At 69.9% G+C, this 23,146-nt stretch carries 18 protein-coding genes; 11 read left to right on the top strand and 7 right to left on the bottom strand.

What is annotated here, in order from left to right; translation table 11 throughout:
• Window positions 1-100: 100 nt before the first annotated feature.
• Window positions 101-952: a 3-hydroxyacyl-CoA dehydrogenase family protein gene (locus SALPAC6_RS0104145; protein ID WP_018252181.1), complete on the top strand. Its 852-nt coding sequence runs from the start codon at window positions 101-103 to the stop codon at window positions 950-952.
• Window positions 953-1,036: 84 nt separating this feature from the next.
• Here SALPAC6_RS0104145 and SALPAC6_RS0104140 read toward each other — a convergent pair whose 3' ends face one another.
• Together SALPAC6_RS0104140 and SALPAC6_RS0104135 are read right to left on the bottom strand one after the other, a co-directional pair.
• A complete protein-coding gene (locus SALPAC6_RS0104140) occupies window positions 1,037-1,879 on the bottom strand; it encodes an ABC transporter permease (RefSeq protein WP_018252180.1) in 843 nt (280 codons plus the stop codon).
• Window positions 1,876-2,724 (bottom strand): ABC transporter ATP-binding protein, encoded by an 849-nt coding sequence (locus tag SALPAC6_RS0104135; protein ID WP_018252179.1) that lies wholly within the window; start codon window positions 2,722-2,724, stop codon window positions 1,876-1,878. Before SALPAC6_RS0104135 ends, SALPAC6_RS0104140 begins: the two co-directional genes overlap by 4 nt.
• 106 nt (window positions 2,725-2,830) lie before the next feature.
• Here SALPAC6_RS0104135 and SALPAC6_RS0104130 point away from each other — a divergent pair, with 106 nt between their 5' ends.
• Window positions 2,831-4,843 (top strand): protein meaA, encoded by a 2,013-nt coding sequence (locus SALPAC6_RS0104130; RefSeq protein WP_018252178.1) that lies wholly within the window; start codon window positions 2,831-2,833, stop codon window positions 4,841-4,843.
• Between the two features lie 18 nt (window positions 4,844-4,861).
• A complete protein-coding gene (nucS, locus tag SALPAC6_RS0104125) occupies window positions 4,862-5,521 on the top strand; it encodes an endonuclease NucS (protein WP_018729397.1) in 660 nt (219 codons plus the stop codon).
• 66 nt (window positions 5,522-5,587) lie between these two features.
• Here the strand turns inward: nucS and SALPAC6_RS0104120 are convergent, their stop codons facing one another.
• Complete coding sequence (locus SALPAC6_RS0104120; RefSeq protein WP_018252176.1) at window positions 5,588-7,084, bottom strand: aldehyde dehydrogenase family protein; 1,497 nt, start codon at window positions 7,082-7,084, stop codon at window positions 5,588-5,590.
• A gap of 180 nt (window positions 7,085-7,264) precedes the next feature.
• Between SALPAC6_RS0104120 and SALPAC6_RS0104115 the strand changes: the two genes are divergently transcribed.
• From SALPAC6_RS0104115 to SALPAC6_RS0104105, 3 genes are all read left to right on the top strand, one after another.
• Window positions 7,265-9,055 (top strand): 3-hydroxyacyl-CoA dehydrogenase family protein, encoded by a 1,791-nt coding sequence (locus tag SALPAC6_RS0104115; protein WP_018252175.1) that lies wholly within the window; start codon window positions 7,265-7,267, stop codon window positions 9,053-9,055.
• 118 nt (window positions 9,056-9,173) lie between these two features.
• A complete protein-coding gene (locus SALPAC6_RS0104110) occupies window positions 9,174-9,461 on the top strand; it encodes a hypothetical protein (RefSeq protein WP_018252174.1) in 288 nt (95 codons plus the stop codon).
• Between the two features lie 72 nt (window positions 9,462-9,533).
• On the top strand, window positions 9,534-10,334 hold the full coding sequence (locus SALPAC6_RS0104105; RefSeq protein ID WP_018252173.1) for an alpha/beta hydrolase: 801 nt from the start codon (window positions 9,534-9,536) through the stop codon (window positions 10,332-10,334).
• An 84-nt stretch (window positions 10,335-10,418) separates the two neighbouring features.
• Here SALPAC6_RS0104105 and SALPAC6_RS0104100 read toward each other — a convergent pair whose 3' ends face one another.
• The 4 genes from SALPAC6_RS0104100 to mce all read right to left on the bottom strand — a co-directional run bounded on the left by SALPAC6_RS0104100 (window position 10,419) and on the right by mce (window position 16,583).
• Window positions 10,419-12,782: a hypothetical protein gene (locus SALPAC6_RS0104100; protein WP_020493535.1), complete on the bottom strand. Its 2,364-nt coding sequence runs from the start codon at window positions 12,780-12,782 to the stop codon at window positions 10,419-10,421.
• A gap of 161 nt (window positions 12,783-12,943) precedes the next feature.
• Window positions 12,944-14,230 (bottom strand): DivIVA domain-containing protein, encoded by a 1,287-nt coding sequence (locus tag SALPAC6_RS0104095; protein WP_018252172.1) that lies wholly within the window; start codon window positions 14,228-14,230, stop codon window positions 12,944-12,946.
• Window positions 14,231-14,529: 299 nt separating this feature from the next.
• On the bottom strand, window positions 14,530-15,885 hold the full coding sequence (gene ccrA, locus SALPAC6_RS0104090) for a crotonyl-CoA carboxylase/reductase (protein ID WP_026189307.1): 1,356 nt from the start codon (window positions 15,883-15,885) through the stop codon (window positions 14,530-14,532).
• Between the two features lie 224 nt (window positions 15,886-16,109).
• Window positions 16,110-16,583 carry a methylmalonyl-CoA epimerase gene (gene mce, locus SALPAC6_RS0104085; RefSeq protein ID WP_018252170.1) on the bottom strand — a complete coding sequence of 158 codons (474 nt, stop codon included), beginning with the start codon at window positions 16,581-16,583 and terminating at the stop codon, window positions 16,110-16,112.
• 285 nt (window positions 16,584-16,868) lie between these two features.
• Here mce and SALPAC6_RS0104080 point away from each other — a divergent pair, with 285 nt between their 5' ends.
• The 5 genes from SALPAC6_RS0104080 to SALPAC6_RS0104060 all read left to right on the top strand — a co-directional run bounded on the left by SALPAC6_RS0104080 (window position 16,869) and on the right by SALPAC6_RS0104060 (window position 23,109).
• Window positions 16,869-18,068: an acetyl-CoA C-acetyltransferase gene (locus SALPAC6_RS0104080; RefSeq protein ID WP_018252169.1), complete on the top strand. Its 1,200-nt coding sequence runs from the start codon at window positions 16,869-16,871 to the stop codon at window positions 18,066-18,068.
• A gap of 40 nt (window positions 18,069-18,108) precedes the next feature.
• A complete protein-coding gene (meaB, locus tag SALPAC6_RS0104075; RefSeq protein WP_018252168.1) occupies window positions 18,109-19,146 on the top strand; it encodes a methylmalonyl Co-A mutase-associated GTPase MeaB in 1,038 nt (345 codons plus the stop codon).
• A gap of 64 nt (window positions 19,147-19,210) precedes the next feature.
• Window positions 19,211-20,899, top strand: a complete 1,689-nt coding sequence (locus SALPAC6_RS0104070) for an acyl-CoA mutase large subunit family protein (RefSeq protein ID WP_018252167.1) — start codon at window positions 19,211-19,213, stop codon at window positions 20,897-20,899.
• Between the two features lie 113 nt (window positions 20,900-21,012).
• Window positions 21,013-21,915, top strand: coding sequence for a tetratricopeptide repeat protein (locus SALPAC6_RS0104065; protein WP_018252166.1), 903 nt, complete (start codon window positions 21,013-21,015; stop codon window positions 21,913-21,915).
• Window positions 21,916-21,978: 63 nt separating this feature from the next.
• Window positions 21,979-23,109, top strand: coding sequence for an arginase family protein (locus SALPAC6_RS0104060; protein WP_018252165.1), 1,131 nt, complete (start codon window positions 21,979-21,981; stop codon window positions 23,107-23,109).
• Window positions 23,110-23,146: the final 37 nt, after the last annotated feature.

Here is a 23,146-nt window from a genome sequence, read left to right as displayed (position 1 = left end):
GTGTGGGTCCTCAGCCGACCGCCGCCCTGCCCTTAAGCTGCGTTCAGGTCTGCCGGCTAGGGTGCAGGGCAGACACCAATCGCAGTGAGGGAGTAAGCAGATGGCGGGTCGACTCGCGGTTGTCGGTGCTGGGCTGATGGGCTCGGGAATCGCCCAGGTTGCGGCGCAGGCGGGCTGGCAGGTGACGCTGCGGGACCTGGACGACACGGCCACGAAGCGGGGCCTGGTGGGTATCCAGCGGTCGCTGGAGAAGTTCGCCGAGAAGGGGAAGATCTCGTCGGCCGATGCCGAGGCGGCGCTCGGCCGGATCACCCCCACCACCGACCTCGGGGCCGCCGCCGACGCGGACATCGTCGTCGAGGCGGTCTTCGAGAAGCTCGAGCTCAAACACGAGGTCTTCCGCGCGTTGGACAAGATCTGCAAGGCGGATGCGGTGCTCGCCACCAACACCTCGGCGATCCCGGTCACCCAGATCGCCACCGCCACCGAACGCCCCGAGTCGGTGGTCGGCACCCACTTCTTCTCACCGGTGCCGATGATGAAGCTGTGCGAGTTGGTCCGCGGCTACAAGACCAGCGACGCCACCATCGCCACGGCGAGGGCATTCGCCGAGGAGATCGGCAAGACGGTCGTGGTCGTCAACCGGGACACCGCGGGCTTCGTGACCACCCGGCTGATCTGCGCGTTGGCGATGGAGGCGGTCAGCCTGGTCGAATCCGGCGTGATCTCCGCCGAGGATCTGGACAACGCCTGCAAGCTGGGCTTCGGCCACGCCATGGGCCCGTTGGCGACGGTGGACCTGACCGGGGTGGATGTGCTGCTCAACGCCACCCGCAACATCTACACCGACACCGCCGACGAGAAGTTCTTCCCCCCGGAGCTGCTCCAGCGGATGGCCACCGCCGGGGACCTGGGCCGCAAGACCGGCCAGGGCTTCTACTCGTACGGCTAGCCCGGCCGATCCAGGCGGGAGGGCCCTTCGTGACAGCGGTCCGAAGGGGCCCTCCACTCCCGTCGGTTGATCTGGGCTCGCCCCTCAACCGTCGCGGCGGGTGGTCCAGCGGAAGGTGCCGAGGCAGAGCAGGAGCCCGATCACGCACCAGGCGGCCAGCACCAGGGCGACTCGGCCCAGCTCGTACGACCCACCCGGCTCCTGCCCGGCGAAGGTGTCCGGCAGGAAGACCGAGCGGAGCCCCTGACACATCCACTTGAGCGGGAAGAGCGCGGCCACCTGCTGCATCCAGGTCGGCAACTGGGTGAAGACGAAGAACACCCCGGAGGTGAACTGGAGGATGAGGGCGACCGGGGTGACCACCGCCGAACCGCTGCGGGCCGTCCGCGCCAACGAGGAGATCGCGATGCCGCAGAGCGTGCAGGCGGTGATGCCGAGGACGGACACCCAGCCGAAGGTCAGCCACTTCGTGGCGGTGCCCGGTAGTTGTAGGTCGAACACGGCCACTGAGACGGCGAGCAGCAGCGCTGTCTCAATGACGCCGACCACGACAACCATGATCACCTTGCCGGCGAAGTACACCCACTTCGGCATCGGTGTGCCGCGGTAGCGCTTGAGCACCCCGCGGTCTCGTTCAATCGGAATCCAGATACCGAGGTTCTGGAAGCTCACGGTCATCAGACCGGCAGCGATCATCCCGGTGATGAAGTACTGGGGAAAGCTCACCCCGGGCGCGATCTCGCCGTCGAAGATCGCGGCGAAGATCAGGATCATGATGATCGGGAACCCCATCGTGAACACGACGGACTCCCGGCTGCGCAGGAACTGGGTGAGCTCCAGCCGACCCTGCCGTAGCGCGAGGGCGAGTGGGCCGGGCTGGCGGCTCGCTGCCCGGGCGGCCGTGGCGGGCTTCAACGTCGTGGTCATCGGTGTCCGATCATCTGCAGGTAGATGTCCTCGAGGGTCGGCCGGGTAACCGTGAGCCCGGGCACCTCGCCGCCGAAGCGCGCGGCCAACTCTGTCACCAACTCCGTGGGCGTCGCGCTCTCCGTGCTCTCGGTACGCCCCTCGGGCGTGCGCCAGGAGACTGTCGCGTGGGCCTGTTGCCGGTTGCCCAGGTCTTCGGGTGCGGCTACCTCGATCAGCCGGCCGCCGGCGATCACCCCCACCCGGTCCGCGAGCGCCTCCGCTTCGTCGAGATAGTGCGTGGTCAGCACGATCGTCGTCCCGGCCGCCGCCAGATCCCGAATCAGCTGCCAGAACTCGCGCCGTGCCTCTGGGTCGAAGCCGGTGGTCGGTTCGTCGAGGAAGAGCAGCTCGGGCCGGCCGATGATGCCGAGCGCCACGTCCAGGCGGCGCTTCTGTCCGCCGGAGAGGGTGTGGGTGCGGGCCCGGGCCTTGTCGGCCAACCCGACGCGGGCGATCACCTTCTCCGGATCGTCGGCGTCGGCGTAGAAGCCGGCGAAGTGGTGGACCAGTTCGGAGACGCTGAGCTCGTCGAACTCACCGACGCCCTGGAGCACGATGCCGATCCGGTTGCGCCAGTTCGCGGCGGGGGCCGCCGGGTCGCTGTCGAGCACCGAGACCTCGCCGGCGTCGCGTCGCCGGTAGCCCTCCAGGATTTCCACGGTAGTCGTCTTGCCGGCGCCGTTCGGGCCGAGGAGGGCGAACACCTCACCCTGGCGGACCTCCAGGTCCACCCCGGCCACGGCCACGTTCTTCCCGTACGCCTTGCGTAGCCCCCGCGCGACGATCGCGAGCTCGTTGTCCATGCAACAAGTGTGCTGCCCCCGCGCAACCGATCGAGCTCCGGGGTGTGGTGGTCGCTGTGGAATTTTCCACAGCGCGCTCTACCCGTCAGTAACTTAGACTCCCGCCATGGACGAGAAGGCCCCCCCAGGTCGGCTGCCAGAGCGGGACCGTCCGTGGGTGATGCGAACCTATGCCGGGCACAGCTCGGCCGCCGCGACCAACGCGCTCTTCCGCCGCAACCTGGCGAAGGGGCAGACCGGGCTCTCGGTCGCCTTCGACCTGCCCACCCAGACCGGGTACGACCCCGATCACGAGCTCGCCGCCGGAGAGGTCGGCCGGGTGGGGGTGCCGGTGGCGCACCTCGGTGACCTGCGGGCTCTCTTCCAGGGCATTCCCCTGGCCGAGATGAATACCTCGATGACCATCAACGCGCCGGCGATGTGGCTACTCGGCCTCTACCGCACCGTTGCCGCCGAGCAGGGGGGGCAACTCGACCGCTGCGCCGGCACGACCCAGAACGACATCATCAAGGAGTACCTCTCCCGCGGGACCTACATCTTCCCGCCGGCAGCGTCCCTGCGGCTGACCGCCGACCTCATCGCGTACACGCTCCGGGAGATGCCCCGGTGGAATCCGGTCAACATCTGCTCCTACCACCTGCAGGAGGCCGGCGCCACCCCGGTCCAGGAGGTCGGCTTCGCGCTCGCCACCGCGGTCGCCGTCCTCGACGCCGTCCGGGGCTCCGGCCAGGTGCCGGCCGAGCGGATGGGAGATGTGGTCCAGCGGATCAGTTTCTTCGTCAACGCCGGGGTGCGCTTCGTGGAGGAGATCGCCAAGATGCGTGCCTTCGGTGCGCTCTGGGACGAGATCACTCGCGACCGGTACGGCGTGGCGAATCCGAAGCAGCGCCGGTTTCGCTACGGCGTCCAGGTCAACTCCCTGGGGCTGACCGAGGCGCAGCCGGAGAACAACATTCAACGCATCGTTCTGGAGATGCTCGGCGTGACCCTCTCCCGGAATGCCCGGGCCCGGGCCGTGCAACTCCCCGCCTGGAACGAGGCCCTTGGCCTGCCCCGCCCGTGGGACCAGCAGTGGTCGCTGCGGATGCAGCAGGTGCTCGCGTACGAGTCGGACCTGCTGGAGTACCCCGACCTGTTCGACGGTTCGCACCTGATGACGGCGCTGGTGGACGACATCGTCTCCGGCGCCCGGGGCGAGCTGGAGAAGGTGCTGGAGATGGGGGGAGTTGTCGCCGCGGTCGAGACCGGCTACCTGAAGAGCGCCCTGGTCGCCTCGCTCGGCGACCGGCGTCGCCGGATGGAGGCCGGCACCGATGTGGTGGTTGGCGTCAACCGGTTCACCGAGACCGAGCCCTCCCCGCTGACCGCGGCCGGCGCCGCGGCGATCGAACAGGTCGATCCGGCGGCGGAGGCAGCCGCCACGACTGCCGTACGCCACTGGCGGGCCAGCCGGGACGCAGCGGCCGTGGATACCGCGCTCGCCCGGCTCCGCGCCGACGCCGCGACTACCACGAACCTGATGTCGGCCACGCTCGACTGCGTACGCGCCGGGGTGACCACCGGTGAGTGGGCGGGCGCGTTGCGGGAGATCTTCGGGGAGTACCGGGCCCCCACCGGGCTGTCGGGGGCGGTCGGTTCCGGCGCGGACGGGCCGTTGTCGGCGGTCCGGGCCCGGGTCGCCGCCACGGCCCGGCAACTGGGCAGTGGACGGCTGCGGCTGCTGGTCGGCAAGCCCGGTCTGGACGGGCACTCCAACGGTGCCGAGCAGATCGCGGTCCGGGCCCGCGACGCCGGCTTCGAGGTGGTCTATCAAGGCATCCGGTTGACCGCCGGGCAGATCGTGGCCGCCGCGGTGGAGGAGGACGTGGACCTGGTCGGCCTCTCGGTCCTCTCCGGCTCACATCTTGCGGCTGTGCCCGCCGTCCTGGCGGGGCTGCGCGCCGCCGGGCGGGGTGATCTGCCCGTCGTGGTCGGCGGCATCATCCCGGAGGCGGACACGCAGACCCTTCGAGATGCCGGAGTCGTCCGGGTCTTCACGCCGAAGGACTTCGCGCTCACCGGGGTCGTCAACGAGTTGGTGACCGTGGTCCGCCACGCCAACGGCCTGCCGGAGCAGTAGCTCCGTTACCCTCGTCAGGTGCGGTTGGTGATTGCGAAGTGCTCTGTGGACTATGTTGGACGGCTTTCGGCCCACCTGCCGCCAGCCACCCGTCTGGTGATGGTGAAGGCGGACGGGTCGGTGTCGATCCACGCCGACGACCGGGCCTACAAGCCGCTGAACTGGATGAGCCCCCCGTGCCGGCTGGAGGAGGCCCCGGGCGTCTGGCGGGTGGTCAACAAGGCCGGTGAGGAGCTGCGGATCACCCTGGAGGAGGTCTTCCAGGACACCGCGTACGAGCTGGGTGTCGACCCGGGCCTGCGGAAGGACGGCGTGGAGGCGCACCTTCAGGAGCTGTTGGCGGCCAGCCCGGAGACGCTGGGTGAGGGTTTCACGCTGGTTCGCCGGGAGTACATGACGGCGATCGGCCCGGTGGACCTGTTGTGCCGGGACGCGGCGCAGGGTGCTGTCGCAGTCGAGGTGAAGCGCCGCGGTGAGATCGACGGTGTGGAGCAGCTCACCCGCTACCTGGAACTGCTCAACCGGGACCCACTGCTCGCGCCGGTGCAGGGCGTCTTCGCCGCGCAGGAGATCAAGCCGCAGGCGCGGGTACTCGCCACCGACCGGGGGATTCGCTGCGTGGTCGTGGACTACGACAAGCTGCGTGGCATCGAGCGGGACGAGCTGACCCTGTTCTGAGCCGTCCGCGGCCCACCGGGGGCCTCGGGCTGTGGGCGGCTCGAGGGCAGGGGGAGCCCTGATGGGTCAACGGCCGTAGAAGCGCTTGACAATCTTGACCAGTCGGGCGATGTCCGCGTCGGTGCGGTCGAAGGTCGTCACGGGCAGCAGCGACCGGGCCCGGCGCCGGGTGATGGCCTTGGGGCGGGCGAACTCCCGCAGCCCATCCGCGCCGTGAATACGTCCAAAACCGGAGTCGCCCACGCCGCCGAAGGGCAGGGTGGACATCCCGGCGAAGGTCAGGGCCGAGTTCACCGAGGCCATGCCGGAACGCATCCGCCGCGCGACCGCCATGGCCCGACGCCGGCCGAAGACCGAGCCGCCGAGCCCGTAGCGCAGCGCGTTGGTCCGGGCGACCGCCTCGTCAACGTCGCGGACCCGGTTGATGGTCAGGGTGGGGCCGAAGGTCTCCTCGCGTATGGCGGCTGAGTCCTCCGGCACGTCCACCAGCACAGTGGGCCGCACGTACGGTGGCTGCACCGCGTCTGCCCCACCGAGTACGGCTCGGCCGCCGTGGGCCAGAGCATCGTCGATGTGCCGGCGGATCACCTCCAGTTGGCTCGGCATGGTGATCGGGCCGATATCGGTGCCGTCGGCACCGACGGTGAGTCGTCCGGCCCGCTGGACCACCCGGTCGACGAAGCTGTCGAAGATCCCCTCGACGGCGTAGACCCGCTCGATGCCGATGCAGGTCTGGCCGGCGTTGGTGAGACCGCCCCAGACGGCTGCCGAGGCCGCGGCGTCCAGGTCGGCGTCGGTATCGACGATCATCGCGTCCTTCCCGCCGGCCTCGATGAGTACGGGGGTCAGGGACTCGGCGCAGGCGGCCATCACCTTTCGACCAGTAGCTGTGGACCCGGTGAAGGCCAGCTTGTCGACCCCGGATCGGCACAGCGCCGCGCCGACGTCACCGAGGCCGTGCACCGCGGCGAACACCGGCTCCTCGTTGACGACCTCGGCGAAGCTGTCAACCAGCCACTGGCCGACGGCCGGAGTGTACTCGCTGGGCTTGAGGACCACGGCGTTGCCCGCGGCCAGGGCGTAGGCGATGGAGCCGATCGGGGTGAACACGGGGTAGTTCCACGGGCCGATCACGCCGACCACCCCGTACGGCTGGTATTCCAGATGGGCGGAGAACTCCGCCAGCATCAGCCGGGACCGTACCCGGCGGGGGCCGAGCACCCGCTTGGCGTTACGTGCGGCCCAGTCGAGGTGCTCGACGGCGGTGACCACCTCGACGACGGACTCGGCGACCGGCTTGCCGCCCTCGACATGCACCAGCTCGGCGAGCTCCTCGACTCGGGATGCCAGCCGGCTCCGCCAGCGCAGCAGCCGCTCCCGTCGGGCGGCGACGCCGAGCCCGGCCCACCACTCGCTGGCGGCACGGGCCTGGACGACGGTTGCTTCGACATCGGCGGGGGAGGCGACCGGCAGCCGCCCGGCCTCCGCGCCGGTCGCCGGGTTCGTCGAGACGAGTCGACCATCATCGATCATCGGGGTGCCCGGAACATGTACAGCCGTCATGGCGGAAGTTTAGACCCGGCTTGCTACTCACCGGTAGGGCGGCGGTGCCCGCCTATTGTCAGCCTGGCACCGTGACATACCCCACGGCATCTCGACAACCCTGCGGCACATGGCAGACTCGCGCGCATACCTTATTGGCCGTTAACGCCGGCCGAATGGAGCTGACCAGGGAGGCTTGGCGTGACGCGCGAGTTCGCCAGTGTGGGTGTGGTGGGTCTGGGCACCATGGGTGCCGGCATCGTCGAGGTCTTCGCCCGAAATGGCATCGACGTCGTCGCCGTCGAGGTGACCGAGGCGGCGCTGGAGCGCGGCCGGGCCACCCTGACCGGCTCGACCGACCGGGCGGTCGCTAGGGGCAAGCTAGCGGCGGCCGACCGGGACGGGCTCCTGGCCCGCGTCGACTGGCAGGTCGGGCTGGCGGCCCTGCACTCGGTCGACCTGGTGATCGAGGCCGTTCCCGAGCAGCTCGATCTGAAGCAGCGGGTCTTCGCGGAGCTGGATCGGGTCTGCAAGCCCGAGGCGGTTCTGGCCACCAACACCTCGTCGCTTTCGGTAACCGAGATTTCGGTGGCCACGACCCGCCCCAACCAGGTCATCGGCATCCACTTCTTCAACCCGGCGCCGGTCATGAAGCTGGTGGAGATCGTTCGGACGGTGGTCACCTCGGCCGAGGTTGTTGCCGACGTGGAGGGGCTCTGCGCGCGGTTGGGCAAGGTCGATGTGACGATCAGCGACCGTGCCGGCTTCATCGCCAACGCCCTCCTCTTCGGCTACCTCAACCATGCGGTCAGCCTGGTCGAGGCGCGGTACACCAGCCGGGAGGACATCGATGTGGCGATGAAACTCGGCTGCGGGCTGCCGATGGGCCCGTTGGCGTTGATGGATCTGATCGGCCTGGACACCGCGTACGAGATTCTGGACACGATGTACCGGCGGGGCGGCCGGGACCGGCGACACGCCCCGGTGCCGCTGATCAAGCAGATGGTCACCGCCGGGCTGCTCGGTCGGAAGTCGGGGCGCGGCTTCTACACCTACGAGCGGCCCGGTTCGCCGGTGGTCGTACCGGACGACCAGACGCCGGTGCGTGAGGAGTCGACGCTCGAGGCCCGCGCGCGGGGCATCGCGAAGGTCGGTGTGGTCGGTTCCGGGACGATGGCGACCGGCATTATCGAGGTCTTCGCCAAGGCTGGCTACGAGGTGGTCTCGGTGACCCGCGGGGCGGAGAAGTCCGCCACGCTCTTCGAGGCGGTCAAGACCTCGCTCAACAAGGGCGTGGTGCGGGGCAAGCTGGGCGAGGCCGACCGGGACGCCGCGCTGGGCCGGATCACGTGGTCCGCGACGTTGGAACACCTCGCCGACGTCGATCTGGTGGTCGAGGCGGTCATCGAGGAGCTGAGCGTCAAGAAGGCCCTCTTCGCCAGCCTCGACGAGATCTGCAAGCCCGGTGTCGTGCTCGCCACCACCACCTCGTCGTTGCCGGTGATCGCTGTCGCGATGGCCACCCAGCGTCCGGCGGACGTGGTCGGCCTGCACTTCTTCAACCCGGCACCGGTCATGTCGCTGGTGGAGATCGTGCAGACCATCCGCACGTCGGCGGAGACCACCGCGACCGCGAAGGCGGTCTGCGGGGAGCTGGGCAAGACCGGTGTGGTCTGCGGGGACCGCTCCGGGTTCATCGTCAACGCGTTGCTCTTCCCGTACCTCAACGACGCGGTGAAGATGCTGGAGGCGAGCTACTCGACCGCCGACGACATCGACCATGCGATGAAGCTCGGCTGTGGGTACCCGATGGGTCCGTTCGAGTTGCTCGACGTGGTCGGCCTCGACGTGTCCCTGGCCATTCAGCGGGAGTTGTACCTGGAGCTGCGCGAGCCGGGGTTCGCTCCCGCGCCGCTGCTGGAGCATCTGGTCACCGCCGGCTATCTGGGCCGGAAGACTGGCCGGGGCTTCCGCGATCACACTCGCCGATGAGCGGTAGGACAGGTGCGGGCCGGTCGCGCCGCCGGCCCGCCGACACCGTACGGCATCGTCCCGCCGTACGCTGGAGGGTGTGAGCCCTCGCCGTAACCGATCCCGCCGGGATGAGAGCGTGCAGTTTGATTCCGCGCGGCTCCGGCAGGGGGTCGAGTCGGCGCAACAGTGGCGGGACGGCGACTGGCAGGTCCGGTTGATCAGCGGCGGCGCGTCGGTGAAGACCTACCGTTGCCCCGGCTGTGACCAGGAGATCCGGCCAGGTGTGGCGCATGTCGTGGCGTGGCCTGCCCAGGGGTGGGGGGACCTGACCGACCGCCGGCACTGGCACAGCGGCTGTTGGCGGGCCCGGGACCGGCGGGCACCGATCGTGCAACGGGGCCGCAGCGCGCCCCGCCACGGCTGAGGCACGACCTGGGGTCGCTCTCTTCCCGACCCCGGCCGGGTTGCCGGCGCGGTGACGGGGGAGACTGGGCGGGTGAGCACACCCATCCGCGCCTCGTCGATCCTGCCCGGCCGCCGGGAGGAGATCGAGCTGCACACCGCCGACGGGCTGCGACTCGTCGGTGAGTTGGCCCGCCCGGCCGACCGCGCACCGGTCGCCACGCTGGTCTGCCTGCATCCGCTGCCCACCCATGGCGGGATGATGGACAGCCACGTGTTCCGCAAGGCCGCCTGGCGCCTGCCGGCCCTGGCTGATCTGGCGGTGCTGCGTTTCAACACCCGGGGCACGACCAGCATGCGCGGTACCAGTGCGGGGACGTTCGACAACGCGGTCGGCGAGCGGTACGACGTCGCCGCCGCCATCGAGTACGCGGAGTTCCACGAGCTGCCGGAGATCTGGCTGCTGGGTTGGTCGTTCGGCACTGACCTGGCCCTGCGGTACGGCTGTGACCCGGCGGTGGCGGGTGCGATCCTGCTCTCCCCGCCGCTGCGGTTCTCCGGCTCCGAGGAGCTGGCGAGCTGGGCCGCCGCCGGCAAGCCGATCACGGCGCTGGTGCCGGAGTTCGACGACTACCTGCGGCCCGAGGAGGCGCGGGAGCGCTTCGCGGCCGTGCCGCAGGCTGAGGTGGTCGGAGTGCCGGGCGCCAAACACCTGTGGGTCGGTGACGCCGAGACCGTCCTGGACGAGGTCGTCCGGCGGGTCAACCCCTCCGTCCCCGTGCCGCTGCCGGCCACCTGGGACGGCCCGGTGGAGACCGGCGATGTCAGCGCTTACGCTGATCGCACGGTGGCGGCCTTCGCCGATCGGCCGGTGCCGGGCCCGGCGGCCGACTAGCGGGAATCCTTTCGCGGAACAGCCACCCCGCGCTGGACCGGCCGGAGCGCCGCGACGGTGGGGATCGCCGTCCAGCCGGTCGGCTCAGTCCTTGTCAACGACGACCTTGCTCGGCTTGGAGCTGCGCTGGTCGGTGGTGGGCTTCGCCGGTCGGTTGTTGTTCTCACCGGTACTGGTGATCTTTGTGGGGGCGGCTGCCCGACCCCCCTCACCCGGTACGGCCGCGACGGTCGGCTCGCCGTCCACCCCGGCGCTGGCCTCATCACCGTCCTTCGTGGTAACCGACTTCACGCTGCCCTTGGCGGACTCGTCAACGGCCGGCTCGATCCGTCCGCGGGCCGGCTGGCCGGCGTCCGCCGGATCGACTTTGCCCACCCCGGCCCGGTCGCCAGCGGGCGGCGCCGGTGCGTCCGTGGGGGCCCGACCGTTGTCGGAATCGCCGTCCGCGGGCCCGACCGGGGCGGGCTTCGCTGCCCTGGTCAACTCGAGCCGAAGTTCTGCCACCTGTCGCTGCAGGTCATCGGACTCCTGGCGGGATCGCCAGGTTTCCTGCCGCAGATCAGCGAGCTGCTGCTGCGCCTGCGCGATCTCCAGCATCACCTGGGCGAGCTGCTGCCGGCCGGTCGCGGCCTCCTGCTGCGTCGCCGCCAGGTGCTGCTGGGTGGTGGCCAGGGCCTGCTGGGTGGTGGCGGCGTACTCCTCGAACTGGCGTCGGGAGGTGGCGACGTACTCGTCGGCGGTACGGCGCTGCTCGGCCGCCGCCTCCTCGGCCTGGCTCAGCAGCACCGTTGCTTCCTGGTCCGCACGCTCGCGTAGGGCCTGGGCATCCTGCTCGGCGGTCCGCCGGATGCTTTCGGCGGCACCCTCGATCTCGTCGCGGCGGGCCGTGTACGTGGACTCCAACTCGGTCTTGCGCGAGGTGAACTCGGTCTCCAGTTCCTGCTGTCGGGTCGTGAACCCGGTCTCCAGTTCCTGCTGTTGGGCTGCGAACCCGGTCTCCAGTTCCTGCTGCCGGCTCGTGAACCCGGTCTCCAGTTCCTGCTGTCGGGTCGTGAACCCGGTCTCCAGTTCCTGCTGTCGGGCTGCGAACCCGGTCTCCAGTTCCTGCTGCCGGCTCGTGTACTGCTGCTCCAGCTCGGCATGCCGGGACTCGTGCCGCTGCTCCAACTCGTCGCGGCGGCTGGTGAACTCCTGGTCGTCGGCGGCCCGGCGCTGGGCCAGCTCGCGGTCTGCCGCCGCCCGGCGGTTGTTGACCTCCTTCTCCACCCCCGCCCGCCACGCTCCCAGTTCCTGCTGTGTCTGGGCTCGGGTCTGCCGGGCATACGCCTCGGCCTCGGTGCGTGTTTGCTGCGCGTCTGCCTCGGCCTCGGCCCGCTGCCGCTTCGCCGCGTCGGCGGCCTGCTTGGCGAGCAGCTCCGCCTCCTGACGGGCCTTTGTGTGTGTGGCCCGGCCGGCGATGCTGGCGTCGTCAATGATCTGCTTGGCCTCCTGCTGGGCCTTGGCGTGGGTAGCCCGGCTCGCCTCGGTAGCCTGCTCCACGAGGCGTCCGGCCTCCTCCTGCGCCTTGGCTTGCACCTCCTTGGCGGCCTCCCGTAGCTCGGTTGACTCCTGCTGGGCTTTGGTCTGCGCCTCGCGGGCCGCCTCGCGTAGCTTCGTCGCCTCCTGCTGGGCCCGCGTGTGCACCTCTTTCGCGGTGTCCCGCAGTTGGGTAGCTTCCTGTTGGGCCTTTGTCAGCGCCTCCTGCGCGGTCTTGCGTAGCCGGGCGGCCTCCTCGGTCGCGGCCCTGACCGCGGTTTCTGCCTGCTCGGTTGCGGTTTTGACCGTGGCGTCTGCCTGCTCGGTTGCGGCCTTGACCCGGGCCTCGGCCTCCTCGGTTGCGGTTTTGACCGTGGCGTCTGCCTGCTCGGTTGCGGCCTTGACCCGGGCCTCGGCCTCCTCGGTCGCGGCTTTGACCGCGGCGTCTGCCTCCGCCTTCCGCGCTGCGGTGTGCCGCTCTTCCTCGGCGCGGCGAGCGGCCAGCGCCAGCTCGAAGTCCTTGAGCGCTTTGGCCGCCTCCGCCCGCGCCTCGTCGATGATGTGTTCGGCGGCGGCTCGGCGGGACTCGATCTCCTGGTTCGCGGCGGCGAGGATCTCTTCGGCCTGTTCTTCGGCGAGGGTGAGGACCTGCTCGACGCGGGGGCCAAGGTGCCGGAAGGAGGCGCGGTCCACCACGCCGACCTGCTTGCGCACCTGGGCCAGGTCCCGCTGGAGCACCTCCACCTGGCCGGCCAGCTTGTGGATTTGGGTGTAGGCCTGCTCTCGCTCGGCGGTCAGGGTGGCGATCTCGTGCTCGGCGCGAGCGACGTACCGGTCGACCTGCCCCTTCACGTACCCCCGCAGGCCGGCCTCGAAGCTGGGCTCCGTGGTCACATCCCCGCCGAGAGCGAACAGTTCCTCGCCGTTCGACATGCCCCCATCCTCACACGCAATTGGCCCTCTTGGGGCGATACGGACTCGTCGGATGCAGCGGTTCAACCGGTGCGATCCGGACTTGGAACGACGTACGGCGCGGGGCGACACCGGATACCCAGCATCGCCCCGCGCGGTGGAACAGGCACCAGCCGAGCTGGTCAGCTGGAGGATGCGGTGCTCTCGCTCTTCTTCGCCTCCGCTGTGGCCCCCGACTTCGCCTCCGTGGCGGCGGCCACGGCGGAGGCTGCCGCCGCGGCGGCGTCCGGGCCCGTGCCCGGGACGATGCCGGCGAGCCCGGAGAGCATCTGGCCGAGCTGGGAGGTGACGGCGTCCTTCTGGCGGGTCAGATCCTCGACCTCGCGGCGGGCCGTCTGAGTAGCCAGGTCGGCCTCGGTGCGGGCCTCGGTGAGCAGGCGCTTCGCCTCGGCCTTCGCTTCGGTGAGGCTCTTTTCGGCGGCAGCCTTGGCTTCTTCGACCGTGTCGTGGGCGGTGCGTTCCGACTCGACCCGCCGTGCCTCGGCGCGCTGCTCGATCTCCTTGGCCCGCTCCTGGGCCGCTCGGGCCCGCTCCTCGGCCTCGTTGACGAGCTTCTGGGTCTGGGCGACCTGGGCGGCGTGCCGCTCCGACTCCTCGCGCTCGGCCTTCTCCCGCCGCTCGGCCAGCTGCAGCTCAAGGGCCTGCAGGTCCTTGTCGCGCTTGTCTCGCGCGTCGGTGAGGAGCTTGGTCGCCTCGGCGCGCTTCTCCTCGGCCTCGCGGGCAGCCTTCGCCCGCTGCTGGGTGATCTCCCGCTCCGCGGTCGCACGGAGGGTGGACACCTCCCGCTCGACGGTGGACTTAAGCTCGGCGACCTCGTGCGCGGTGACGGTGCGCAGCTGCTTGGTCTCCCGATCGGCGTCGGCCCGCAGGGTGTCGGCCTCGCGGCGGGCCTGGACGCGGGCCTCGGCCGCCTCCCGCTCCGCGGCGGTCCGGACGTTGCCCGCCTCCCGCTCCGCGGTGGCCTTCATCGCCGCCACCTCGGCCCGCGCCTTGTCAGTGATCTCCCGGGCCTCGAGCCGGGCGGCGGAGAGAATGCCCTCGGACTCCCGCTTCGCCTCGTTGCGATGGTCGTTGGCGTGCTCCTCAGCGAGCCGGAGGATCTGCTCAACGCGGGTCCCGATGCCGGAGAGGGTCGGCCGATTGTTCTCTTCGAGTTGTTTGCTGGCCTCGGAGAGCTTCTGCTCGAGGGCGGTCATCCGCTGCTCAGCCTGGCGGAGTCGGCGCTGCGCGTCGTTCATCCGCTGCTCGGCCTCGGCGCGGGCCTGCTCGGACTGGGTCAGCGCGGCGCTCATCCGACCAAGGAAGTCGTCCACCTGCCCGGTGTTGTAGCCGCGCAGGCCGACCGTGAAGTCAGGCTGGGTGTTCGCGTTATCGAAGAACGCAAGAGGGGAGGACTGCTGCTGGGGCATTGGGACATACTCGCAGACGACCTGGGGGCCTTCGCAAGAGCGCCCCGACCTTTGCCTTCCTCATTACAGGGTCAACCCGCTCGCGGCGCAGCGGCCGGGCCGATCGGCGATCTTGGCAGCTCCCGGATGCCGTGACGGTCTGAAGTGGGCTCTGAAATGGGCCGTGCGCAAGGACTCACGGCCTCATTTCAGTTCTGAGCCGGTATCGGGGAAGTCGGTATCGTTCGAATGGCCGTCCAGATCGGCGGAAGGAAAGGCAATCCAGTCACCACATTGGGTGGCGACTGTGACCCGTCTGATCAGTGACCGCGGAACCGGTTGATCGCTGCCTCGTGCCGCCCGCGGAACTCGGGGTCGCGTACACCGAGGCCGTCGGTAGGAGCAAGGCAGCGGACCCCGACCTTGCCCTGGTGCGCGTTCCGGTGCACCTCACATGCGGCCTGGCCGGTCTGCTCCAGGCTGTAGGTCTTCGACACGGTCGGATGGATCTTGCCGAGGGCGATCAGCCGGTTCGCCTCCCACGCCTCCCGGTAGTTCGCGAAGTGGCTGCCGACGATGCGCTTCAGGTGCATCCAGAGGTAGCGGTTGTCGTACTGGTGTTGGTAGCCACTGGTCGAGGCGCAGGTGACCACGGTGCCGCCGCGTTTGGTGACGAAGACGCTGGCTCCGAAGGTCTCTCGCCCCGGGTGCTCGAAGACGATGTCGGGGTCCTCGCCGCCGGTCAGCTCACGAATGCGTTCACCGAAGCGGCGCCACTCGTCCGGGTTCTGGGTCTGCTCGTCCTGCCAGAACCGAAAGCCTTCGGCGGCCCGGTCGATCACCAGCTCCGCGCCCATCCGTCGGCACAGCTCCGCCTTTTCCGGCGAGGAGACCACGCAGACCGGAATCGCCCCACCGGTGAGCGCCATCTGGGTGGCGTAGCTGCCCAGGCCGCCGGAGGCACCCCAGATCAGCACGACGTCACCCTGCTTCATGTTCGCGCCGTGGTGGGAGACGAGCTGGCGGTACGCGGTGGAGTTGACCAGCCCCGGGCTCGCCGCCTCCTCCCAGCTGAGGTGGCGGGGCTTCGGCATGAGCTGGTTGGCCTTGACAATCGCCAGCTCGGCCAGACCGCCGAAGTTGGTCTCGAAACCCCAGATCCGCTGCTGCGGGTCGAGCATGGTGTCATCGTGTCCGGCGGCCTCCTCCAGCTCCACCGAGAGGCAGTGGGCGACGACCTCGTCACCGGCCTGCCACCGGGTCACACCGGGGCCGGTGCGTAGCACGACGCCGGCCGCGTCCGAACCGACCACGTGGTACGGCAGGTCGTGTCGCCGGGTCAGCTCGGAGAGTCGGCCATAGCGCTGGAGGAACGTGAAGGTCGGCAGTGGTTCGAAAATGCTCGTCCACACCGTGTTGTAGTTGATGGCGCTGGCCATCACCGCGACCAGTGCCTCGCCGGGACCGAGCTGTGGGGTCGGCACCTCCTGGACGTGCAGCGCCTTGCGGGGGTCCTTGTCCCGCGTGGCCATGCCGTCGAAGATCTGTGTCTCCTCGGCGCGCACGACGACGCCTCGGTAGGACTGTGGAATTGGGAGCCGGGCAACACCAGCGAGTTCACGTTCGGGCTGCGCCGAACCCTCCGCGGCCATGATCGTTTCGAGGATGTCCTGCACTTCGACCTCCCGTTCGTCTGCCCCGCGCGTCGCCGGCAGGGGCGTGCCATCGTCGGTGCCCGGCACGTCGGTCACCGGCTCGGTATCGACGCGACCGGCATCGACCGCGCTGTTGTGGAGGCGGACGTTACTGAACGGTAGCTTTGCTCGGAAGTGCTGTGTGAAAAAATGCATCGATTGGTGGGTGGGCCCTGCCCGGCAGGGAGCGGGAGGGCCACCCGGCCTCAGTGCTCCGCGGCGGGCTCGACCAGTTCGACCAGGACGCCACCGGCGTCCTTCGGGTGGACGAAATTGATCCGAGAGTTCGCGGTGCCCCGCCTCGGCTGCTCGTACAGCAGGCGGAGACCCCGCTCGCGTAGCTTCGCGCAGGCTACGTCGATGTCGGTGACCGTGTACGCGACCTGCTGCACGCCCGGGCCCTGCCGGTCGAGGAACCGCGCGATCGTGGACGCCGGTGAGAGTGGGGCGAGCAGCTGCACGCAGCCGCCGGCGGCAGTCGGGCCGACCGCCAACATCGCCTCGCGGACGCCCTGCTCCTCGTTGGTCTCGGTGTGTACGCACCGCATGCCGAAGGTGCGCTGGTAGAAGTCGATCGCCTCGTCCAGGTCAGGTACGGCGACACCGACGTGGTCGATGCGACGTAGTCCGATGTCTGTGCCGTAGTCCGCAGCGGACTCGACGGGGGGATTCTCGGCCATGGCGTCAGTCTGGCCGAACGCGTGCCCGGGGAGCGCGACCGGATGGCTATCTCACGCCACGGGGAGGCGATGACCTGTCTCACGGGAAGGCGATACCCTGTCCGGACGGGTCACGCGGGCGCTCCCGTGCCCCTTGTGTGGCGGGGCGACGAGTAGCCCTGCACCGGTTTGCCCTACCGTGCGCCGTCGATGTGCGCGGGGTCACCGTCGTCGATCTGTTCCCAGAAGCTAAGGTGCGTCCTAACAATCGTTAAGGCGTACAGGTCGGGACCCTCGGAGGCAGGTATGGCTTCGGTGATCGTCAGCGGCGCTCGAACCCCGATGGGGCGACTGCTGGGAAATCTCAAGGATCTTTCCGCGACCCGGCTTGGTGGCGTGGCGATCAAGGCAGCGCTGGAGCGGGCCGAGGTCGCCCCGGATCAGGTCCAGTACGTGATCATGGGGCAGGTGCTCCAGGCGGGCGCCGGTCAGATTCCGGCCCGGCAGGCGGCCGCCGAGGCGGGCATTCCGCTCTCCGTTCCGGCGCTGACCATCAACAAGGTCTGCCTATCCGGGCTGGACGCGATCGCCCTGGCCGACCAGTTGATCAGGGCTGGGGAGTTCGACGTCATCGTGGCCGGCGGCATGGAGTCGATGACCAACGCCCCGCATCTGCTGGTGGGACAGCGGGGTGGTTACAAGTACGGCGACGTGGTGATCAAGGACCACATGGCCCTCGACGGGCTCACCGACGCCTGGGACTGCTGCTCGATGGGGGAGTCGACCGAGCGGCACGGCAGCACCAAGGGGATCAGCCGTGCGGAGCAGGACGCCTTCGCCGCGGGAAGCCACCAGCGTGCCGCCGCAGCCCAGAAGAACGGGCACTTCACCGAGGAGATCACCCCGGTCGTTCTCCCACAGCGCAAGGGTGAGCCGTTGGTGATCAGTGCGGACGAGGGCATTCGTCCGGAAGCCACCGCGGAGTCGCTGGCGAAGCTGCGTCCGGCCTTTGCCCCGGAGGGCAGTATCACCGCGGGCAGCTCGTCGCCGATCTCCGACGGGGCTGCCGCCGTCGTGGTGATGAGTAAGGCCAAAGCCACGGAACTGGGGCTTACCTGGCTGGCCGAGATCGGTGCGCACGGCAATGTCGCCGGCCCGGACAACTCGCTGCACTCGCAGCCATCCAATGCGATCGGCCACGCGCTCCGGAAGGCGGGCCTCACGATCAACGATCTGGATCTGATCGAGATCAACGAGGCGTTTGCGCAGGTGGGCATCCAGTCAACCCGGGACCTCGGGATCAGTCCGGACAAGGTCAACGTCAACGGCGGTGCGATCGCCCTCGGGCACCCGATCGGCATGTCCGGTGCCCGGCTGGTTCTGACCCTGGCGCTGGAGCTCAAGCGGCGCGGTGGCGGCACCGGCGCGGCGGCGCTCTGCGGCGGTGGTGGCCAGGGCGACGCGCTGATCATCCACGTCCCAGCGGGGGCCGAGGGCCAGGGGTGAGCCAGACCGGCGAGCCCCGTGGTCGGGAACGAAAGGCACCATGACTGACGCCGTCAACAATGTCCCGGCCGCGCCTCCGGTACGCCGTAGCCGGGACATTCCCATGCTCGTCGAGCGGGCCCGCGCGGGTGACCCCCGTGCGGTCGCCCGCCTCATCACGTTGGTCGAGTCCGGGGACGAGGCACTGCCGAGGATTGCGGCGGCTTTCGCCCCGTATGCGGGCCAGGCCCAGGTGGTCGGTCTGACGGGCTCGCCCGGGGTGGGTAAGTCGACCACCACCAACGAGTTGGTGCGAGCGCTGCGCTCCCGGGGACACCGGGTCGGCGTCCTGGCCATCGACCCGTCCAGCCCCTTCACCGGAGGGGCGATCCTCGGCGATCGGGTCCGGATGCAGGACCACGCCACCGATCCCGGCGTCTACATCCGTTCCATGTCCAGTCGCGGGCACCTCGGCGGGCTTTCGGCGGCAACGCCGCAGGCGGTCCGGGTGTTGGAGGGTGCCGGCTGCGACGTGGTTCTGGTGGAGACCGTCGGCGTGGGGCAGGCGGAGGTAGAGGTCGCCTCGCTCGCCGACACCACGCTCGTGCTGCTCGCCCCCGGAATGGGGGACGCGATCCAGGCGGTCAAGGCCGGCATCCTGGAGATCGCCGACGTGTTCGTGGTCAACAAGGCCGACCGGGACGGCGCCGATGCCACGGTCCGGGACATCCAGGGCATGATCGCACTGGGGGAACGAGGGCCGGGGCAGTGGCGGCCAGCGGTGGTGCGCGCTGTCGCCGTACGCGGTGAGGGGATCGACGACGTCGCCGCGGCCATCGACAAGCATCGGAGTTGGCTGGTCGAGCGGGGTGAACTGCGCCGTCGTCAGGAGGCACGGGCCGCTGCTGAGGTGGAGGCGATCGCGCTGGGTGCGCTCCGGGCCCGAATCGGTTCGCTGCGGGACGGCACCGAGCTGTCGACGCTCGCTGCCCGGGTGGCGGCGGGTGCGCTCGACCCGTACGCGGCGGCTGATCAGCTCCTCGCGCAGATCGCCGGCGACCGCGCCGGAAACCCTACCGACCGGTACGAACGTCCTTAGCGACCGTTCAGGACAGGACCTACACTCGGAGGTGGAGTCGCAGACCCGAGGAGGAGCCCCGCGGATGAACGCCGACGAGATCGCCGCTGGACGCAGACGCTGGCAGGACCGCTACGATGCCGCGCGCAAACGGGACGCCGACTTCACCACGCTCTCCGGGATGACTGTCGCCCCGGTGTATGGGCCGCCAGAGGGAGTGGATCACCCCGGCTTCGAGCGGATCGGCTGGCCGGGTGAGTTCCCGTACACCCGTGGTCTACACCCGACCGGGTACCGAGGGCGGGCCTGGACCATCCGGCAGTTCGCCGGCTTCGGTAACGCCCAGCAGACCAACGAGCGCTACAAGATGATCCTGGGCGCGGGGGGCGGCGGGCTCTCCGTCGCCTTCGACATGCCCACGCTGATGGGGCGTGACTCGGATGATCCGCAGTCACTCGGCGAGGTCGGGCACTGCGGGGTAGCGGTGGACAGCGCCGCCGACATGGAGGTGCTCTTCGACGGCATCGACCTGGCCGGTGTCACGACGAGTATGACTATCTCCGGGCCGGCCGTCCCGGTCTTCTGCATGTATCTGATCGCTGCCGAGCGGCAGGGCGCGGACCTCTCCCGCCTGGATGGCACCCTGCAGACGGACATCTTCAAGGAGTACATCGCACAGAAAGAGTGGCTCTTCGACCCGGAGCCGCACCTGCGTCTCATCGGCGACCTCATGGAGTACTGCGCCCGGGAGATACCCCGGTACAAACCGCTCTCCGTCTCCGGCTACCACATCCGGGAGGCGGGCTCGACGGCCGCGCAGGAGCTGGCATACACCCTTGCCGACGGCTTCGGCTACGTCGAGCTGGGCCTCTCCCGCGGCCTCGACGTGAACGTCTTCGCCCCGGGCCTGAGCTTCTTCTTTGATTCCCATGTGGACTTCTTCGAGGAGGTCGCGAAGTTCCGAGCCGCCCGGCGGATCTGGGCTCGTTGGCTGCGCGACGTCTACGGTGCCACCAGCGAGAAGGCGCAGTGGCTGCGCTTCCACACGCAGACCGCCGGGGTCTCGCTGACCGCACAGCAGCCGGTCAACAATGTGGTTCGGACCGCGGTGGAGGCCCTCGCGGCCGTGCTTGGCGGCACCAACTCGCTACACACCAACGCCCTCGACGAAACCCTGGCGCTGCCCACCGACGAGTCGGCCGAGATCGCCCTGCGTACCCAACAGGTGTTGATGGAGGAGACCGGGGTGACCAACGTGGCCGACCCGCTGGGCGGCTCCTGGTACGTCGAGGCGCTCACCGACAAGATCGAGGCCGAGGCAGAGGAGATCTTCACCCGGATCCGGCAGCTCGGTGGTGAGGGGCCGCACGAGATCGGTCCGATGACCTCGGGAATCCTGCGGGGCATTGAGGATGGCTGGTTTACCGGGCACATCGCCGAGGCCGCGTTCGCCTACCAGCGGGCGCTGGAGAAGGGCGAAAAGAAGATCGTCGGGGTTAACTGCCACACCGGCACGGTCGCCAAGGAGCTGGAGATTCTGCGGATTTCGCACGAGGTCGAGCTGGAGCAGCGGCGCACACTCGGCGAGCGGAAGGCGGCCCGGGACGACGCCGAGGTCAGCGCGGCGTTGGAGCGGATGGTCGCGGTCAGCCGGACCAGCGGGAACATGATCCCGATGATGCTCGACGCGGTCCGCGCCGAGGCGACCCTGGGCGAGATCTGTGACGCGCTGCGCCTCGAGTGGGGCGTCTACCGCGAGCCGGCTCGCTTCTGACCGCCGGCATCCCGCAGGTGCGGCGGGGAGGTGTGGTGACCTGCGTGAGAACCGTGACCTTCGGCGTCGCCGGAGGGCGGAGATTGGCGTCACCCGTGCGAGACTAGGTAACCATGAGCGACCCACGGATCACCCCGTCGATCTTTACCCGCGGCGCGGTAGACCTCAGCGCGCTGCGCACCCCCGCACCCTCCCCGGCCCCCGCCCCTGCCCAGTCCGACCCGTCCGATGACGGCGTCGGGAGCACTGCCGCCGTCATTGATGTCACCGAGGCGACCTTCCAGGCCGAGGTCCTTGAACGGTCGCTCAGCACGCCGGTGGTCGTCGACTTCTGGGCCGAGTGGTGCGAGCCCTGTAAACAGCTCTCGCCGGTGCTCGAACGGCTCGCCATCGAGGGCGGCGGTGCCTGGGTGCTGGCCAAGGTCGACGTGGACGCCAACCCCCGGCTGGCGCAGATGTTCCGGGTGCAGGGCATCCCGATGGTCTACGCGGTGGTCGGCGGCCAGCCGGTTGACGCGTTCTCCGGGGTGGTGCCCGAGGCGCAGCTGCGGCAGTGGATCCAGGCGGTTCTCAAGGCTGGTGGCGCGAGCGTGACCGAGACGGCTGACCCACGGTTGGACGAGGCCGACGAGTCACTGCTCAACGGCGACCTGGACGCGGCGGAGCAGGCGTACCGCAAGATCCTGGCTGAGGCGCCGTCGGACGCCGCGGCGGAGGCGGGGCTGGCCCAGGTCGGGCTTGCCCGTCGGGTCGCCGGCGCCGACCCGCAGGCGGCGCTCGCGGCGGCGGCCACGGCCACCGACGACATCGACGCTCAGCTGCTCGCCGCCGATGTCGAGGTGCTCGGCGGGATGGCGGAGCAGGCCTACCAACGTCTGGTCGGGCTGGTTCGCCGCACCGCCGGTGAGGACCGGGAGAAGGTGCGTCAGCACCTGGTCGGCCTCTTCTCCATCGCCGGTCCCGACGATTCCGCGGTGGCGCTCGCCCGTCGGGCACTGGCCAGCGCCCTGTTCTGATCCAGTCACGTCGGCGCGGGCCGGTGTGACCACCGGCCCGCACGAGCTTGAGGACGGGAGCCCATGATGCGCCGGATCGCCGTCCTCGACGCGCCCACCAACCTTGGGCTGCGCCCGCCCACCGCGACCTCGGTGCCGGGCTGCGGCAAGGCTCCGGGCGCCCTGCGCGACCAGGGCCTGCTCGGCCGGCTCCGGGCCCGGGATGCCGGCTGCCTGACCCCGTTCCGGTACGACCCGGGCGACTGGCGACCCGGCGATGGCGTATGTCACGCGTATGAGATCGCCAACTACTCGGTGGCGCTCGCCGACCGGATCGGAGCGGTCATAGACCGAGGCGAGTTTCCGCTGGTGCTCGGCGGGGACTGCTCGGTCGTGCTCGGCTCGGCGCTGGCCATGCACCGGCTCGGTGTGGCGGTGGGTGGCCGGGTCGGGCTGGTCTTCGTGGACGGGCATTCGGATTTCCGGCACCCCGGCAACGCCTCGTACGTGGGCGCGGCGGCCGGTGAGGGGCTGGCCCTGGTCACCGGTCGCGGTCAGCTTGACCTGACCGCTATCGAGGGCCGGCGGCCGTACTTTCGGGATAGCGACGTGGTGGTGCTGGGCATTCGGGCGCAGGACGACTATCGGCTCGACCTCCAGGCCGCCGGGATCACCACCCGACCGGTCCCGGCGCTGCGTGCAGAGGGTGCGGCACGGACCGCGCAGTGGGCGCATGACCAGCTCACCCACTGCGCCGGCTACTGGCTGCATGTTGACGTGGACGTGCTGGACCCGGCCGTGATGCCCGCCGTCGACGCTCCCGACCCGGGCGGAATCGCCTTTGCCGAACTGGAGAGTCTGCTCGCCGGCCTGGTCGACACCCCGCACTGCCTCGGCGTCGAGCTGACCGTTTTTGACCCGGACTACGACCCGGACGGGTCGTACGCGGCCGAGATCGTTAACACCCTGGTCGGGGGCCTCCGCCCGGTCACTGCGGTGGGATCGGTCCCAGCCCGGCTGCCGACCGCTGCCGTGTCGCGCCGGGGGTCGGAGCGCCGCCGGAGCCCGGAGCCGCCGGTGCGCCTCGTCAACCAGGGTGGGCCAGCAGGCGTGGAGCAGCCCCCGGAGCCGCCGACCGGCGCGGGGGTGCCCGCTGATCCGGCGGCGCCTGCGGACGCCCGGCCCCCGTCAAGCCGGAGGCGTCCAGTCAGCTGACGCCGGTTGGTCGCCTCGGCAACCCCAGATTCCTGGC

The sequence above is a fragment of the Salinispora mooreana genome (assembly GCF_000379065.1).
In the GTDB taxonomy this organism is placed as follows: Bacteria; Actinomycetota; Actinomycetes; order Mycobacteriales; family Micromonosporaceae; genus Micromonospora; species Micromonospora mooreana.
This window is presented reverse-complemented; position numbering and strand designations above follow the sequence as displayed.